The sequence below is a fragment of the Gallaecimonas zhanjiangensis genome (assembly GCF_057624825.1).
In genome coordinates this window covers 2446192-2462682 of sequence record NZ_CM172603.1, presented here as the reverse complement: position 1 = coordinate 2462682, position 16491 = coordinate 2446192, and the positions used below count along the sequence as shown (strand labels likewise).

16 protein-coding genes are annotated in these 16491 nt (G+C 53.2%); 11 read left to right on the top strand and 5 right to left on the bottom strand.

Annotated features, from left to right (window positions below; genetic code table 11):
* Positions 1-41 precede the first annotated feature (41 nt).
* The 4 genes from AC22G1_RS11740 (at position 42) to AC22G1_RS11725 (ending at position 2727) form a co-directional block, all read left to right on the top strand.
* Positions 42-599, top strand: coding sequence for a hypothetical protein (locus AC22G1_RS11740; protein WP_123421812.1), 558 nt, complete (start codon positions 42-44; stop codon positions 597-599).
* 170 nt (positions 600-769) lie between these two features.
* Positions 770-1774 (top strand): protein-methionine-sulfoxide reductase catalytic subunit MsrP, encoded by a 1005-nt coding sequence (gene msrP / locus AC22G1_RS11735; RefSeq protein ID WP_123421811.1) that lies wholly within the window; start codon positions 770-772, stop codon positions 1772-1774.
* Positions 1775-1777: 3 nt separating this feature from the next.
* Positions 1778-2434, top strand: coding sequence for a protein-methionine-sulfoxide reductase heme-binding subunit MsrQ (gene msrQ, locus AC22G1_RS11730; protein ID WP_487313551.1), 657 nt, complete (start codon positions 1778-1780; stop codon positions 2432-2434).
* A gap of 74 nt (positions 2435-2508) precedes the next feature.
* Positions 2509-2727 (top strand): VF530 family protein, encoded by a 219-nt coding sequence (locus tag AC22G1_RS11725; protein WP_487313550.1) that lies wholly within the window; start codon positions 2509-2511, stop codon positions 2725-2727.
* Positions 2728-2903: 176 nt separating this feature from the next.
* On the opposite strand, the gene AC22G1_RS11720 is transcribed toward AC22G1_RS11725, so the two are convergent.
* The 3 genes from AC22G1_RS11720 to pabB form a co-directional block, all read right to left on the bottom strand.
* Positions 2904-4286, bottom strand: coding sequence for an L-serine ammonia-lyase (locus AC22G1_RS11720; RefSeq protein WP_487313549.1), 1383 nt, complete (start codon positions 4284-4286; stop codon positions 2904-2906).
* Between the two features lie 120 nt (positions 4287-4406).
* On the bottom strand, positions 4407-4964 hold the full coding sequence (locus AC22G1_RS11715) for a CoA pyrophosphatase (protein WP_487313548.1): 558 nt from the start codon (positions 4962-4964) through the stop codon (positions 4407-4409).
* Positions 4961-6292 (bottom strand): aminodeoxychorismate synthase component I, encoded by a 1332-nt coding sequence (pabB, locus tag AC22G1_RS11710; protein WP_487313547.1) that lies wholly within the window; start codon positions 6290-6292, stop codon positions 4961-4963. The genes AC22G1_RS11715 and pabB overlap by 4 nt, the downstream gene beginning before the upstream one ends.
* Positions 6293-6371: 79 nt before the next feature.
* Here pabB and AC22G1_RS11705 point away from each other — a divergent pair, with 79 nt between their 5' ends.
* From AC22G1_RS11705 to AC22G1_RS11685, 5 genes are all read left to right on the top strand, one after another.
* Positions 6372-7883: a fumarate hydratase gene (locus AC22G1_RS11705; RefSeq protein ID WP_487313546.1), complete on the top strand. Its 1512-nt coding sequence runs from the start codon at positions 6372-6374 to the stop codon at positions 7881-7883.
* Positions 7884-7939: 56 nt separating this feature from the next.
* Positions 7940-9988: a dipeptidyl-peptidase 5 gene (locus tag AC22G1_RS11700; protein ID WP_487313545.1), complete on the top strand. Its 2049-nt coding sequence runs from the start codon at positions 7940-7942 to the stop codon at positions 9986-9988.
* A gap of 835 nt (positions 9989-10823) precedes the next feature.
* Positions 10824-11195, top strand: coding sequence for a hypothetical protein (locus tag AC22G1_RS11695; protein ID WP_487313544.1), 372 nt, complete (start codon positions 10824-10826; stop codon positions 11193-11195).
* A gap of 108 nt (positions 11196-11303) precedes the next feature.
* Entirely contained in the window at positions 11304-11840 is a 537-nt protein-coding gene (locus AC22G1_RS11690) for a hypothetical protein (RefSeq protein ID WP_487313543.1), read from the top strand.
* 126 nt (positions 11841-11966) lie between these two features.
* Entirely contained in the window at positions 11967-12302 is a 336-nt protein-coding gene (locus AC22G1_RS11685) for a hypothetical protein (protein ID WP_487313542.1), read from the top strand.
* Positions 12303-12538: 236 nt separating this feature from the next.
* Here the strand turns inward: AC22G1_RS11685 and AC22G1_RS11680 are convergent, their stop codons facing one another.
* Both AC22G1_RS11680 and AC22G1_RS11675 read right to left on the bottom strand, forming a co-directional pair.
* On the bottom strand, positions 12539-13495 hold the full coding sequence (locus AC22G1_RS11680) for a transposase (protein WP_487313541.1): 957 nt from the start codon (positions 13493-13495) through the stop codon (positions 12539-12541).
* Positions 13496-13530: 35 nt separating this feature from the next.
* Entirely contained in the window at positions 13531-13779 is a 249-nt protein-coding gene (locus AC22G1_RS11675) for a hypothetical protein (RefSeq protein ID WP_487313540.1), read from the bottom strand.
* A 343-nt stretch (positions 13780-14122) separates the two neighbouring features.
* Here AC22G1_RS11675 and AC22G1_RS11670 point away from each other — a divergent pair, with 343 nt between their 5' ends.
* Together AC22G1_RS11670 and AC22G1_RS11665 are read left to right on the top strand one after the other, a co-directional pair.
* On the top strand, positions 14123-14908 hold the full coding sequence (locus AC22G1_RS11670) for an AAC(3) family N-acetyltransferase (protein WP_487313539.1): 786 nt from the start codon (positions 14123-14125) through the stop codon (positions 14906-14908).
* Positions 14901-16184 carry a DUF4910 domain-containing protein gene (locus AC22G1_RS11665; protein WP_487313538.1) on the top strand — a complete coding sequence of 428 codons (1284 nt, stop codon included), beginning with the start codon at positions 14901-14903 and terminating at the stop codon, positions 16182-16184. Before AC22G1_RS11670 ends, AC22G1_RS11665 begins: the two co-directional genes overlap by 8 nt.
* Positions 16185-16491: the final 307 nt, after the last annotated feature.

Here is a 16491-nt window from a genome sequence, read left to right as displayed (position 1 = left end):
AGGCTTAAACCGGACCATCACATTCAAGGACGAGGTGAACCATGCCCTATACCCTTTATCGCGGCGATGAGCGCAGCCCCGAGGCTATTCGAGATGCTGGCGGCTTTGGTGCCTGGGTGTCCCTTACCCTTACTCAGGCAAGAGCCCTGGTGGGGCGCTTTAACAATGCCAGCACCGATGACGTAGACCTGCCGCGCCAGGCGCACCGGCTGATAGCCCAGGTGAATACCGGCAAGAAGGCCAAACTGCTTGATTTGACCCGCTATGTGAAGGTCATCCGCGACCGCACCAGCGTGCAGGTCTCGACCGACCTCACCCCCGAATGCGGCGGTTATGCCAGTGGCAACATCTTCAAGATGCGCTTTGACACCCTCTACAGCCATGACAGCCAAACCGGCCTTGTCATCCACAACCCCGATTCTTTGGAAGTGACCAGCCACTTTGGCGCCAAGGTCATCACCGACACCGGCGATCTGGCCACCGCCCGGCTGATCGCCATCACCAGCAAAGGCAACGAGGTGTACTTTCTTACCCCCATCCCGGTGGCCAACATCAGCCACTGCAAGCTCAAAGGCAGCGACAGCTGGCAAGCCGTGTAAAGCGGGCGGCGGCTTTTGGGGCGATAGTCTTTTCACGGCCAAGGGCTTTACGGCGCGCCAGTAAGGGCTCAAGGTTTTGATAACGATCGGATTTTTTTGCTCTGGCCTGAAAGACAACGGCTCGGGCAAAGGTCTGGTAGGTAACTCTCCTTGCCCATGAGGCCGATGTGATGGCGCGAAAATTTACCCCTTCAGTCAAGCTCACCGACAACGACGTTACCGACGAGTCTGTGTATCGCCAGCGCAGGCAGTTCTTGAAAACCCTGGGTTTTGTCGGTGCTTCGGCGGCCCTTAGCGGCCCGGCCCAGGCTTTTGGCTTGTTTGGCTCCGACGATAAAACCCCGGTGGCCAGTACCCAGCCGCTGGTCTTTACCAAATCGGCCAAATACCAGACCAGCGAGACCCAAACGCCCTATGACAAGGTCACCACCTACAACAACTTCTACGAGTTTGGGACTGACAAAAGCGACCCGGCCGAAAATGCCCAGGGCTTTAAAACCGACCCCTGGACCTTGACCATCGACGGCATGGTGGAAAACCCCCTGACCCTCGACCACGGCGCCCTCACCAAACGCTTTGCACTGGAAGAGCGCATTTACCGTATGCGCTGCGTTGAGGCGTGGTCCATGGTCATTCCCTGGATTGGTTTTGAGCTTGGTACCCTTATCAAGGCCGCCAAACCTTTGAGTAGCGCCAAGTACGTGGCCTTTACCACCCTTTACGATCCGGCGCAGATGCCCGGGCAAAAGAGCCGTTTTGTGGGCGGCGGCATCAACTACCCCTATGTGGAAGGGCTGCGCCTTGACGAAGCCATGCACCCGCTAACGTTGCTGAGCGTCGGCCTGTACGGTAAAACCCTGCCGCCACAAAACGGCGCTCCCATCCGCCTGGTGGTGCCCTGGAAGTACGGTTTTAAGGGCATCAAGTCCATAGTCCGGGTCACCCTCACCGATCAGCAGCCCGGGTCCACCTGGAACATTTTGGCGCCCGATGAATACGGCTTTTATGCCAACGTGAACCCCCATGTAGACCACCCTCGCTGGAGCCAGAAAACCGAGCGGCGCATCACCACCGGTGGCCTGTTCTCCACCAAGGTGATCCCCACCGAGATGTTCAATGGCTATCAAGAAGTGGCGCCGCTTTATCAGGGCATGGATCTGAAGAGGTTCTTCTAAACGATGCTGCTGAAAAAACCGCTGCGCCTGTCACGGCCCTGGCTGCTGGGGTTAAAGACTCTGGTTCACCTGTACCTGCTGGGCTATTTGGCGCTCACCTTCTACCAGGCGGTGACCGATCAGCTGGGGGCCGACCCGGTGCAAGGGCTGCTCAATTTCACCGGCATTGGCACCGTCAACCTGCTGTTTGCCACCCTAACCATCTCCCCCATGGCCCGTTGGCTGCCCTGTGGCGATCTGATGCGCTTTCGGCGCATGGTAGGGCTCTATGCCTTTGCCTACGCCGTTTGCCACTTTTCCACCTACTTGGTGTTTGAGCTGCAGCTCAACTTCGCCCTGCTTTCCAGCGAGATAGCCAAGCGGCCTTACATTCTGGTGGGTTTTAACGCGCTGATGCTGCTGCTGGCCCTGAGCATCACCTCTTTTATGGCCATACGCCGCAAGATGGGTAAACGCTGGCAGCAGCTGCACAATATGGTGTATCTGTGCCTGTTTTTGGCGCTGCTGCATTATTCGTGGTCACTGAAAACGGTGTGGGGCGACCCGCTTATTTACTGGGCGGCAACCTTGTTGGTGCTCTACACCCGCCGCCAGAAGCTGAAGAACTGGTGGCTCTCTAAGCGGCGTAAACCGGCGCCGGTTGCCAAGCGCGCCTCATAGCTGCCCGTGTGTTGCCCGGGCAGCCAAGGCGCTGCTCGGGTATACTGCCCGCCTTACCCCAAGGCAGGCATTTCATGAGCAATCAACAACCCAACAACCCTCTGCACGGCATTACTCTTGAGCAAATCGTCACCCGCCTGGAGGACTACTACGGTTGGGACCAGCTGGCGCTGCACGTTAATATCAACTGTTTTAAAAGCGACCCGTCGGTGAAATCCTCCCTTAAATTCTTGCGTAAAACCCCCTGGGCCCGGACCGAGGTAGAAAACCTCTTTATCCGTACCTTCAAATAAAAAAGGCGCCTGGGGCGCCTTTTTTATTTCTGATTGTCTGACCGCCCAAGTTATCAAGCCGTCGCGAGCGAAGTGGAGACAAGGCAAAAGCCGACACGAAAGCGCAGTTTACAAGGGCGTAAATGAGCATTTCGAGCCGGCTTTTAACGCCGTATCAACGAGCTAGGCAGGCTTGATCAGCACTCAATAATGTTCACGGCCAAGCCACCGCGGGCGGTTTCTTTGTATTTGGCCTTCATGTCCTTGCCGGTATCGAACATGGTTTTGATGACCTTATCCAGGCTCACCTTGTGGTCGCCACTGCCGCGAAGGGCGAGGCGAGCGGCGTTGATGGCCTTGACCGCGCCCATGGCGTTGCGCTCAATGCAGGGCACCTGCACCAGGCCGCCTACCGGATCGCAGGTCAGCCCCAGGTTGTGCTCCATACCGATTTCGGCGGCGTTTTCCACCAGGTAGCTGCTGGCACCGAGGATCTCGGCCAAGGCCCCGGCGGCCATGGAGCAGGCCACGCCCACTTCGCCCTGGCAGCCAACCTCGGCGCCGCTGATGGAGGCGTTTTTCTTGTAAAGGCTGCCGATGGCGGCGGCGGTGAGCAGGTAACGCACCGCCAGTTCTTTATCCACCTTCTGCACGAACTTGTCGTAGTAGGCCAGCACCGCCGGAATAATACCGGCCGCGCCGTTGGTGGGGGCAGTCACTACCCGGCCGCCGGCGGCGTTTTCTTCGTTGACCGCCAGGGCAAAGAGGTTAACCCAGTCCACGGTGTTTAAGGGGTCAACGTTGCGGTCCCCTTCGGCCAGCAATTTGCGATAAAGACCCGGCGCCCGGCGCTTAACCTTAAGGCCGCCGGGGAGGATGCCTTCGGTTTTGCAGCCCCGGTCGATACAGGCTTTCATCACCAGCCAAATCTGCCAAATATTCTCTTCCACTTCGTCGCGGGAGCGCAGCGCCAGCTCGTTTTGCATCACCAGGCTGGAGATAGACAGGCCGTTTTCTTCACACAAGGTGATGAGCTGATCGCACGAATCGAAGGGATAGGGCTCGCGGGTGGCGTCGGCCACCACGATGGCCGCTTCTTTCTCGGCGTCGAAGTCTTCATCGGCCACGATAAAACCGCCGCCGATGGAGTAATAAATCTTGCTCAGCAGCTCCTGCTCGCCCTGGTAGGCCACCAGTTTCATGGCGTTGGAGTGTTTCTTCAGGGTTTTGCGGTGGTGAAAGACAATGGCGCCTTTTTTGGGAAAGGCAACACTGTGCTTACCCAGCAGGCTGATGGTTTCGTCTTTTTCGGTGGCGGCGAGGATGGCGGGGATTTCATCGACATTGACGGTGTCGGGATCTTCCCCGGCCAGGCCCAAAATCACCGCTTTGCCGGTGCCGTGGCCAATACCGGTTTGGCCAAGGGAGCCGTACAGCTCCACCAGCACCTCGGTGGTATTGGCCAGCAGGCCTTGCTCGTCAAGGATCTCGGTAAATTTCTTGGCCGCCTTCATGGGGCCAACGGTGTGGGAAGAGGACGGGCCAATGCCCACCTTGAACATGTCAAAAACCGAAATCATGACGTTAAATCCAGTAGTGCTTAAACGGCGCAGAGTGTGAACGTCAACGTTAACATTGGCAAGGGTGCCAGCCCAGCTTATTACCCCTAAATTTTCTTATGCGAAAAGACCGGGGCCAGCTCAGACCATGTGCAGCGCCAGGTCGTGGAAGATACCGGCGGTGGCGCCCCAGATAAACCAGTCCTGCCAAGGCAGGAAGTAAACGCTGTGGGGCTGGCCCAGGCGGTTTACCTGCATCTGGTGGTAGTTGTTAAGGTTCAGCACCACCGACAGTGGCACCTCGAATACCGCGTCTACTTCGTCAATGCTGAGCTGCCAGGGAAAATCCGCCGGCGCCAGCCCTACGATGGGGGTGATGCGATAGCGCGACACCGTAAAAAAGGGGTTGAGCTGGCCCAGGGGCATGACATCGGCCGGCGGCAGGCCCACTTCTTCCCAGGCTTCGCGAAGAGCGGCATGGGTGTGGCTTGGGTCGGTGTCGTCTACCCGGCCGCCGGGCAGGGCAATTTGCCCGCTGTGGCTGCGAAGGGTTTGGGTACGGCGGGTGAGTAGCACCGTGGGCTCGGGTTTGTCGAGTATGGCCACCAGCACGGCGGCCTCTCGAGGGTTACTGAGCCTGATGCCCCGGCTTGCCGGGGCCAGGGGGCGCAGCAGAAATTCGGGCGCGAAGGGATTCATAACAACGGCAAGATGCGCGACACCTTGTCTAAGGTCTCCTGGTATTCGTCCTGTTCATTGGAGTCGGCCACCAGGCCGCCACCGGCCCAGCAATAAAGCTGCTGGCGCCAGGCCACCAGGGTGCGAATGGTGATGGAGGTGTCCATGTTGCCATTGGCCGACAAATACCCCATTGACCCGCAATAAAAGCTGCGCCGCTGGGGCTCTAGCTCTTCGATGATTGCCATGGCCCTGACTTTAGGGGCGCCGGTGATGGAGCCGCCGGGGAAGGCGGCAGCCAGCAGATCGACGGCGCTGTTGCCTTCGGCCAGCTCGCAGGTCACGGTGGAGACAAGATGATGCACCGCCGGGAAAGATTCAATCTCAAAAAGCGCCGGTACCGCAACGGTGCCGGGAGCGGCTACCCGGCCAAGGTCGTTACGCAGTAAATCGACGATCATCACGTTCTCGGCCCGGTCTTTGGGGCTTGCCTTGAGGGCGGCGGCCTCGGCGGCGTCTTTAACCGGGTCGCTGTGGCGCGGCCGGGTGCCCTTGATGGGCTTGGTTTGCACCTGGCGGCCCTGCACCTTTAAAAACCGCTCCGGGGAGATAGACAGCAGCGCGCCTTCATCCAGGCGCATAAAGGCCGAAAACGGCGCGGCGTTTTGCTCGCGAAGGGTGAGATACGCCTGCCACTCGTTCCCCTCATAAGGGGCGCTAAAGCGCTGGGCCAGGTTGATTTGGTAGCAATCGCCGCTGCCAAGGTAGTGCTGCACCGTTTGAAATTTCTCGCCGTATTGGGCGCGGCTCATATTGGCCTGCCACTCGCCGGTGCGCTTAAAAGGCGCCGCCTCTGCCTCAAGCTGGCGCTCAAGCCAGGCCAGGCGAAGGGCCGGGTCGTCAAGGCTTATCAGCACCGTCTCTTGAGTGTCGTGGTTGGAGATAACGGCCCAGTCGTAAAAGCCTAAGGCCAGCTCTGGCAAGGCGATGTCGGCATCGCTCAAGCTCGGCAAGGCTTCAAGACTGCGGCCAAGGTCGTAGGCAAAGGCGCCAAGGGCGCCGGTGGCAAAGGGCAAATCACTCTCTACCTCGGGCCAGGCGGCCATTTCAGCGGCAATGGCGGCAAAGGGCGAGAGGCTGTCTTGCATCTTGTCGTTTCTGACCACCTTGCCGGCGCGGCTTTCCAGGCGCACCAAGGGATCGGCGCTGAAAATGCTGTATTGGCTGTCGGGGTGGGTATTGGCTGCAGAGTCCAGTAAAACCGCCCAGGGTAGGGCGCTCAGCGGGGCAAACCGCTGCAACAGACTATTACGGTCAAGATAGGGCAACGCAAGGCAATTGAGTTCCATCAGGCTTGGTTTCCATGGCCGTGGCTATGTATGATTAGCGGCACATTATAACGACTCGGACGCGAGTCCAGGTGAGCAAATGACCGTAATCCGTAAAGAAGACTTTATCGAGAGCGTCGAAAGCGCCCTTCAGTACATTTCCTACTACCATCCTCTCGACTTTGTCCAGGCCATGAAAGAAGCCTACGACAAGGAAGAATCCAAAGCGGCCAAAGATGCCATCGCCCAGATCCTCATCAACTCGCGCATGGCCGCCGAAGGCCACCGCCCGCTGTGCCAGGATACCGGTATCGTCACCTGCTTTGTGAAAATCGGCATGAAGGTGCAGTGGGATTCCGACCTCACCGTGCAAGAGATGGTGGATGAAGGTGTGCGCCGTGCTTACCTGAACCCCGACAACCCGCTGCGCGCCTCCATTGTGGCCGACCCGGCCGGCGCCCGTAAAAACACCAAAGACAATGCCCCGGCCGTGGTGCATATCGACATGGTGCCGGGCCACCACGTAGAAGTGCAAATCGCTGCCAAGGGCGGCGGCTCTGAGAACAAATCCAAGATGGCCATGCTCAACCCCTCTGACGACATCGTCGAGTGGGTACTCAAAACCCTGCCCACCATGGGCGCTGGCTGGTGCCCGCCGGGCATGCTGGGTATTGGCATTGGCGGCACCGCCGAAAAAGCTGCGGTGTTGGCCAAAGAATCCCTGATGGAGTCGGTGGACATTCACCAGCTTAAAGAGCGTGGCGCCCAGACCACCGAAGAAAAACTGCGTCTGGAAATCTTCGAAAAAGCCAACCAACTGGGCATCGGCGCCCAGGGCCTTGGCGGCCTGACCACGGTGCTGGATATCAAAATCAAATCCGCCCCCACTCACGCCGCCTCCAAGCCGGTGGTGATGATCCCCAACTGCGCCGCTACCCGCCACGTGCACTTCCACCTGGACGGCACCGGCCCGGCCGAGCTCACCCCGCCCAAACTCTCCGACTGGCCTGAAGTGACTTGGGAAGTGGGTAGCGACGTGCGCCGCGTCAACCTCGACACCGTCACCAAAGAAGACGTAGCCAACTGGAAAATGGGCGAGACCATTTTGCTGTCCGGCAAAATGCTCACCGGCCGTGATGCCGCGCACAAGCGCATCCAGGAAATGCTCAAAAACGGTGAGCCGCTGCCGGTAGACTTCAAAAACCGCTTTATCTACTACGTGGGCCCGGTTGATGCCGTGGGCGACGAAGTGGTTGGCCCAGCCGGCCCCACCACCTCCACCCGTATGGATAAATTCACCGATATGATGCTCGAAGAAACGGGCCTTATCGGCATGATCGGTAAAGCCGAGCGCGGCCCGGCTGCCGTGGAGTCCATCCGCAACCACCAGGCCGTGTACCTGATGGCCGTGGGCGGCGCTGCCTACCTGGTGGCCAAAGCCATCAAGAAAGCCGAAGTCAAAGGTTTTGCAGACTTGGGTATGGAAGCGATTTACGAATTTGAAGTAGAAGACATGCCGGTGACGGTGGCCGTGGACAGCCTCGGCAACAACGCTCACCAGCAAGGCCCGGCCGAATGGAAAGTGCGCATCCAGGAAGCCATCAAAGCCTGATGATGGAAAGAGGGTCAGCCTGGCTGGCCCTCTTGTTTTTTAAGGGAGCAACAATAATGAAAATGACCACTTTGGCGCTGGCCACGCTGGCCGCTGCCTCAACCTTGCCTGCACTGGCCAAACCCCTGACCATTGACGACGTTATCAGCCTCAACAAGGTACACAGCGCCGTTATCACCCCCGACGGCAAAGCCGCCATTTTCGGCCTCAAAAAGGATGGCCAGTCCAACCTCTACTGGCAGGACCTGGACACCGGCAGCCGCAAACAGCTCACCAGCAACCCAAGCACCGAAAGCGACGTGACCGTCAGCAGTGACGGCAGCGCCGTTTACTTCCTGGCTGACCGTGGCCAAGGCAGCCAGGTTTACATGCTGCCCCTTGGCGGCGGTGAAGCCCGCCCGGTTACCAACTTGCCGCTGGATGTGGCCGGTTACAAGCTGGCCCCCAATGGCCAAAAGATCGTGGTGGAGATGTCGGTATGGCCGAGCTGCAAGACCCTTGAATGCAGCATCGACAAGCAAAAAGAACTGGCCGGTAAAAAATCCACCGAGCGCACCTACGACCAACTCTTCGTGCGCCACTGGGACACCTGGGCCAACGGTTTTGTAAACCACCTCTTTGTGGCCGATGTTAATGGCGGCAAGGCAGGCGACTTTAAAGACGTAATGCAGGGCCTCGATACCGACAGCCCGCCCAAGCCGTTCTCCGGCATGGAAGAGGTGTCCTTTAACAGCGACGGCTCCAAGCTGGTGTACTCGGCCAAAGCCCCTGGCAAAGACCACCCCTGGACCACCAACTTTGATCTCTGGGAAGTCGACCTTGCCACCGGCCAAACCGTCGACCTCACCAGCGACAACCCGGCTTGGGACGCCCAGCCCACCTTTAGCAGCGACGGCCGATATATGGCTTGGCTGGCCATGAGCCGCCCCGGTTACGAGTCTGACCGCTACCGCATCATGCTCAAAGACCTTCGCACCGGCCAAGCCCGCGAGCTGGCCCCCCAGTGGGACCACAGCGCCGATTCCCTGGCCTTTGCCTCTGACGCCAAAACCCTGCTGGTAACCGCCCAGGACACCGGCCAGCACGGCCTTTACGCTTTTAACGTCGACTTTGGCGACATGAAGGTGCTGAGCCGTGACGGCACCGTCGGCTCCTTCTCCGAAGGCGCCGGGCGCGTGCTGTTCTCCAAAGACAGCCTCAACCAGCCCAGCGACCTGTACGTGGAAGACAAAGACGGCTTTGGCTTAAAGCAAGTCACCCACGTCAACGCCGACAAGCTCAAAGATCTACAAATGGGTGATTTTGCCCAGTTCAGCTTCCCCGGCTGGAACAACGAAACCGTGTACGGCTACTGGGTGAAACCGGTGGGCTACGTTGAAGGCAAGAAATACCCCGTTGCCTTCCTAATCCACGGTGGCCCCCAAGGCAGCTTCTCCAACCATTGGCATGGCCGCTGGAACGCCGAGCTGTGGGCCGCGGCCGGTTATGCGGTGGTGATGATCGATTTCCACGGCTCCACCGGTTACGGCCAAGCCTTTACCGACTCCATCACCGGCCACTACGGTGACCGGCCACTGGAAGACCTGCAAAAGGGCCTGGATTTCATCGCCAAGCAAGAGCCGTGGATAGACGCCGACAACGCCTGCGCCCTCGGCGGCAGCTACGGCGGCTACATGATCAACTGGATAGCCGGCAACTGGAGCGACAAGTTCAAGTGCCTGGTCAACCACGACGGCCTCTTTGACCTTAAATCCATGTACTACACCACCGAAGAGCTGTGGTTCCCCGAGCACGACATGGAAGGCACCCCCTGGGACAACGCCGCTATGTACGACCGCTGGAACCCCGCCAACTTCGTGAAGAACTGGAAAACCCCCATGCTGGTGGTACACGGCGAGCAAGACTTCCGCGTGCCTCTGGGCCAGGGCCTGGGCGCCTTTACCGCGCTGCAGCGCCGCGGTGTAGAGTCTCGTCTGGTGGTCTACCCCAACGAAAACCACTGGGTACTGCACCCCGAGAACCAGAAGGTCTGGTACAAAGAAGTGCTCGGCTGGATGGACAAACACACCGGCAACACCGAACCGGCGGCTGACGCCAAAAAGTAACGGTTACCCGCGATTGAAAAGGCGCCCTTGTGGCGCCTTTTTTTGTCGATATTTGATGGGCTTAGCTTTACTTGCTAAGGGCAGGGTGGTTAAGGTTAGGTTCAAGCTGGGCCGCGCTAAAGGGCAGCCTAGGCCGATGGCAGGGAAGGCATCAGCAAGTTGGAGGCTGCGATCCAAGGGCGGTAGCGTGGGTGTTGGTTCTTAGAACAATGTCTGTAGGCCTCTGGTTTTATAGCGTTCATCTTTCCTTGAGCGTTGTTCTATATGCCGGTTCACGCACCGGCGGGCGCCCAACTTTTGTTTCGGCAAAAGTTGGCAAAACCATCGCCCATGTTCCGCGATGTCTTTGCTTCTAGTCGTTCTCGGTTCACCGGTTCATACGCGCTCCCGGCACGTACTCGCCTGCCTCGACATCCCTGTCTCAGCTGCCCCTTCACTCCCGCCAGCAAAGCGCTGCACTTAACGGGCAAAAGAGCGGGAGGCTTCGTTGAGAGAACGGCGTTGTGGGCGATTAGAAGGTGTCCTTACGTTTGCTTTTATCTGTTGTACCTATCTAAACAGGGCTATTTTGACAACGTGCTAGGCTCGCTTTTACTGGAACAACCAGTAATAAGTTGTTAAAAAATAATATGATTTAACTCATCCGATGTGATGATAACGAGTGCTTGTCTCGCATAAAAACGAGACCGCTCGCTTTTGTGGAGCCATTCTTGGCTTTTACAAGAGGATCTAAAGAAGGATCAGTAGGTTAAGCTTGTGATACCAACTGGTCATATGAGTGAAAGCGAGCGCGCTCGCTAATAAAACTGTTAGAAGCAAGAGGAGAACAGAGAATATGCCAAGTACAGGAATAGATTGGCCATCTTGGATAAGTGCAAGCTGTGCAATTTTAGCCATTATAATTTCTATCGCGACTGCATTTAAAAGCAAAAAATATTTCACTGAATATGCGCTGGTCAGTAGTGATGGAACCGTTTTATCCCATAAAGGCTTCAAAGATTATGGTTTGCATGTCAATCTTAATACTTCTGTCCCTGAATACATTCTAAAATTTGCAAAAGCTCCTGATTACTTTGAGGTAACTACCCGAGAAGGTGGTGTTGTTCGTCTAAAACAACTGTCACCACTAGAATATGAGTTAAATTTTGTTGGTGCAGGTTATGGCTCCCCGTTAATACAATGTAACTTCAAAGTTCAGGCATATTAATGGCTTCTAACAAGTTTGCGCACAATCGCGCAATAAATTGCGCTGGACTGCCACTGCTTCGCGGCGTCAGCCTGTGGCAAAGGCGTTAGATTTTTTGGAGGAATAGGGGTGGTTATAGTAGAAGCATTGAATAAACTTGGATTTAGTTTTTGGCAACTGGTTGCTATATTTTCTGTAGTATTTTTAAGAAAAGAAATAAGGGGGATTTTTAGTAGAATTTCGTCATTTAAATTAGGAGACAACGAAATAATCCTCTCAAAAGGAGGGCAATCCGTCCAAGACCTGATTGAAATAAAATCCGAGTTGGAAAAAGAAGGTAGCGACGTTGTAGGTAAGAAGATTGAAGAGCGCATCGATCACAAAGTATTAGGTGCTCTTATCAATATTAGAAAGAACACTTCGTACTTTTGGAATGACTTAGTTAAACGTCAAACCACGACCTTCGAATCGCCTGTTAGAGAGAAAACATTCAACCGTATAGGTGCAGATCTAGACACATTAGTAAGTGCAAACCTTATAAAATACGAACAGCAAGTGGCAAAGAATTATTACAACAGCTTGGATGACGATCAAATATTTGTGTTGGTTATACATGTTATAAGTGAAAAAATTGAATCGTATATCAAAAAATCTCTGGAGTATTAATCTAACAAACGGGTAAACCGCGACATTCTGGCTTCCTTTCCGTTTTGGGTGGCTTCGCCACTTTACCCAAAACTACAATCTAGCCAAAATGCGCGTTACTCCGGGCGTTATGCATAAGGAAGCATCATGGAAGTGACTCTTGTAGATTGTCCTCATTGCCAACAAACAGGAACGTGCCAAGTTGATGATGGTGCTTCATGTGGCTCCTGTCTCAAAGAAGCGAAGGCCAAAAAAGAATCAAAAATTGTCAAATGCCAGGTTTGCAATGGGCTCGGTAAAGCAGAACCAAAGACCGCTCGGTTAATAAGTCGTCTGCCATTTATGATTGTCATGATGGTTCTCTTAGTGTTCTACATTTACGCGTTTATAAATGCGGGGAACGAATCAAAGTTCGATCAAATTTTTCCTTTAGTTGGTTCTCTCACAACCATGATCGTAACCTTTTATTTTTCTCGTAAGTAATGCATAACAAGGCCATCAAATTCGCTCTGGACTTCACCAAAGGATAATAAAGGACATCCATCTTATGAGTAACGAAAGTCCAGTTTTCATATTGCATCGACAGTGCGGTATTAATCAGTCTTGAGGGTGTTTGCTTTGCGCTGATACCGCGTTTTGTCGTTAAAAACGCAAATCCAAGGCGAGCGATACTATCAGCGGGTGCTGAGGGCGTGTGAGTGTGGTGGTGCGGGGTAGAATTAGGCGGCTTTTATCGGCGGGCCGACCACGTGTCGTCGGTGGTGGGCTTTGGCGTAGGCACTTTGGGCCTGTTTGTGGCCAATCACCGAGCCACGGGAAAGCTGGTGTTGGCCAAGGGCAATAAGGAAGCTGTCGGCATCAAGGCCTAAGCGTTCCAGAATGGCAGGGGTTCCTGGGGTGATGAAGCCGCGCTTGTCTTCTCGTTGCGCCCGACCTGTCCAATCCACCAGCGCCAGGTAATCGGCCAGTGCAAAGGGAATGCCTTTGGGGCTGTCTTTAAACTGGGTGACAAAAGGCAGTAGTGCAGGTTTGCTGTCGTCTTCAGTATCAAGTCTTGCCGATAAAGACACATCTGCTGAGGCTTCAGGGGTATCCACTATCTTGGCGCGAAGGGGGTTGAGGTCGACATAGGCCATACAGGCCAATAAGCCTGCTTCATCCAAAATGGCTTGGGACTTAAAGCGTGCCTCCCAAAACCGGCCTTTACACTTGTCTTCTTCATTGGCCTTGCGGGCAATGTGCTCGTTCAAGCAACGCATAAACCAGGACAGGTCACACAAGCGCTGCCGCAACGTATCAATATGTGACCGAGCCACGGTCCGCTCAGCCTCACAGGTTAACTTACCCGCCCGATAACGGCTGATGAGGAGCGGCAAAGCAAACAGCACCTCCCAACGGGCCATCACCGCGTCATCGTCTAACGCCGCTGCGGCTTTAGCATCCACATGCACCACCAAGTGGTAGTGATTGGACATCACCGCATAGGCACAAAGCTCGATGGTAAAGACAGACTGCAACACCTTTAGCCGTTCCATCACCCAGGTCTTGCGGTGACTAAAATCCTGGCCGGTGAGCGTGTCTTTGCCACAGAGAAAGGCACGGCGTACACAACGACCAATGCAGTGGTAATAGGGCGTGTCGTTCACCGACACCAGTTCAGCACGAGGACGGGTCATGGCCGAAGCCTTTATCAAGAGAGGGTCTTTCAAGGCTAGTTTTCGATAGGCAACTTCGCCATGATTGGATGGGTGTCCTTTTTACTTTCGTAGGCACAAAGTTCGATGGTAAAGACAGACTGCAACACCTTCAGCCGCTCCATCACCCACGCCTTGCGGTGACTAAAATCCTGGCCGGTGAGCGTGTCTTTGCCACAGAGAAAGGCCCGACGTACACAGCGACCAATGCAGTGGTAATAGGGCGTGTCGTTCACCGACACCAGTTCAGCACGAGGACGGGTCATGGCCACAGGCCCTTATCAAGAGAGGGTCTATCAAGGCTAGTTTTCAAAAGGCAATTTCGCCATGATTGGATGGGTGTCCTTTTTACCTTTTTACTTTTTTACTTTTTACTTTTTACTTTTTACTTTTTACTTTTTATTTTTATCACTTTTTATAATTAGTAGGTGTCTATTTTTATTTTATGTATCACAGATACAGTACGAGCAAGCTGCTTAATAACAACTGCGTATCCGTTCTATCGGGTGAACATTATTCTAGGGAAGCTCGCGATTGTGCCATAGCGTTTGTGCTTTTAGCTTGGCGTAATATGAAAAAATCAACAACCTTAACCATTGGAGGGTATAAATGATACAAACGCTATCAGATGAATGGAGAGAAGCTGGAGTACATGAGGGCGATGTTCTTCTTGTACATAGTAGCATCAAGCGAACTTTTAAACGTTACCTCAGGTCAGGTGTAAGGGTTTCTCCAAATGATGTTCTCGAATCATTTCTAGAGGCAATTGGACCAACAGGAACTTTACTTCTGCCGTTATTTAATTTCGATTTCACTGAAGGTGTGCCATTTGATAAAAGAAATACTCCTTCCCACATGGGAGCTCTTACAGAGGCTGCAAGAGTACACCCACTTGCGGTAAGAACTGGTCATCCAATTTACTCGTTTGCAGCAATTGGGTTTGCTGCTGATGTATTCAAGAATGTTGATAACTTCAGCGGATATGGCGCTGATTCGCCATTCGCGATACTAAGAAAAATGAATGGGCGAATTGCTGTTTTAGATCTACCAGACCAGAATAGCATGACATTCTATCATCATGTGGAAGAAATGCTGGAAGTAGAATATCGCTATCACAAAACGTTTAGTGCCTACTATACCGATGGTTCAGGGAAGGCAGAGCTAAAAACGTACGGACTGTTTGTACGTGATTTAGAAAAGGGCGTTGTAACACATGTAGATCCAGCAGGAGAGTTAATGTGGGAAAATGGTCTATATTCCGGCTGTAGACCAAACGAGGGTTCTGGTTTAAGAACGGTTCCAGCGCAAAGCATGTATGACTTTGTTTCAGAAATTATCACATCAGGTAAGGCAAGTAATATTCTTTATCGAATTAAGGAAGAAGGGAATGCCTAGCTTAGGTAGTGCGATGTATGAGCTTTGTCGGGAGCTTTTCCCTATTTGCCGAAGCATAACAGGTGATGGATTTCGCAAGTCATTGACGATTTTACAAAAACATATTCCAGAAATGAGAACTGTTGAAGTTCCAACAGGTACAAAATGCTTTGATTGGGAAATTCCAAAGGAATGGAATATAAAGGATGCCTATATCATTACTCCGCGTGGAGTCAAAATTTGCGACTTCAATAAATCAAACTTACACGTAATGGGATACTCAACACCCATAGATAAGGTGATTACGCTTGATGAATTACAAGAACATTTATATTCACTTCCAGAACAACCGGATGCAATCCCTTATATAACTTCGTACTACAAAGAGCGTTGGGGGTTCTGCCTTTCCCAAAAGGAAAGAGATGAATTAACGCCAGGGGAGTATCGAGTATTTATTGATAGTGAGCTAAAAAATGGGGCTCTCACTTACGGTGAGCTAATTATTTCAGGAGACTCCGAAGAAGAGATATTTATTTCTAGCTACCTTTGTCATCCTTCGATGGCAAATAATGAGCTTTCTGGCCCAGTTGTTAGCACATTTCTTGCGAAAAAAATTGCAGAGCTAGAAAGTCGAAAATATACCTACCGTATCATCATTGTTCCAGAGACAATAGGCTCAATTGCATATCTTAGCAAAAACCAACAATCTCTCAAAAAAAATGTTGTCGCAGGATTTAATGTCACCTGTATTGGAGATGATAGAGCTTATTCATATTTGCCATCTCGTCAGGAAAATACCTTATCCGACAAGGTAGCATTACATGTATTGAAGCACATGCATCCTGAATTTGTAAGCTACAGTTTTTTGGATAGAGGGAGTGATGAGCGACAATATTGCAGCCCAGGAATAGACTTACCTATTTGTTCGATAATGCGAACTAAGTATGGCTGCTATCCTGAGTATCATACATCCTTGGATGACTTAAGTTTCGTTACTCCAACTGGCTTATTGGGGGGATACGAGGTTCTTGCAAAAGCAATTGACTGCCTTGAGACGGATGAAGTGTTATCTTCTACTGTTCTTTGTGAGCCGCAACTTGGAAAAAGAGGACTGTACCCGACGATTAGCACTAAAAGTAGTAGCTCGAAGGTAAGGGATATGATGAATTTTTTGGCCTATTGTGATGGTTCATCAAGCAGTCTCGAAATCGGTGAGAGAATAAATGTTCCTTTGTGGGATCTCAAAGAAATAATTGATAAATTGAAGAGCGAAGGAGTGCTTGAGACAGTAGTGTAATCACTAGAAAGTATTTAAAATATAAGGTGTGCTTGGATATGAATCTCACCCGTTATAGCGGACACGAACCACTTATTGAGAGAAAGTCGATGCCTGCTTAAAAGACCGGGAAGCGAAATCAGCATTGCAGGCCTGATTTCAAGAAAAAATCCGTACTGCGGAGCCAAGAACAGCACCGAAGCGTCAAGGAAGTTGCTGAGGTGTTGGATATTCCCTATTTATTGTGCTTCGCCGGCAGCCGAGTTTCGTGAAGGAAAGTACGGAATTGACTTCATCTTGGACCTCACTCGCTTTAACGGACACATGG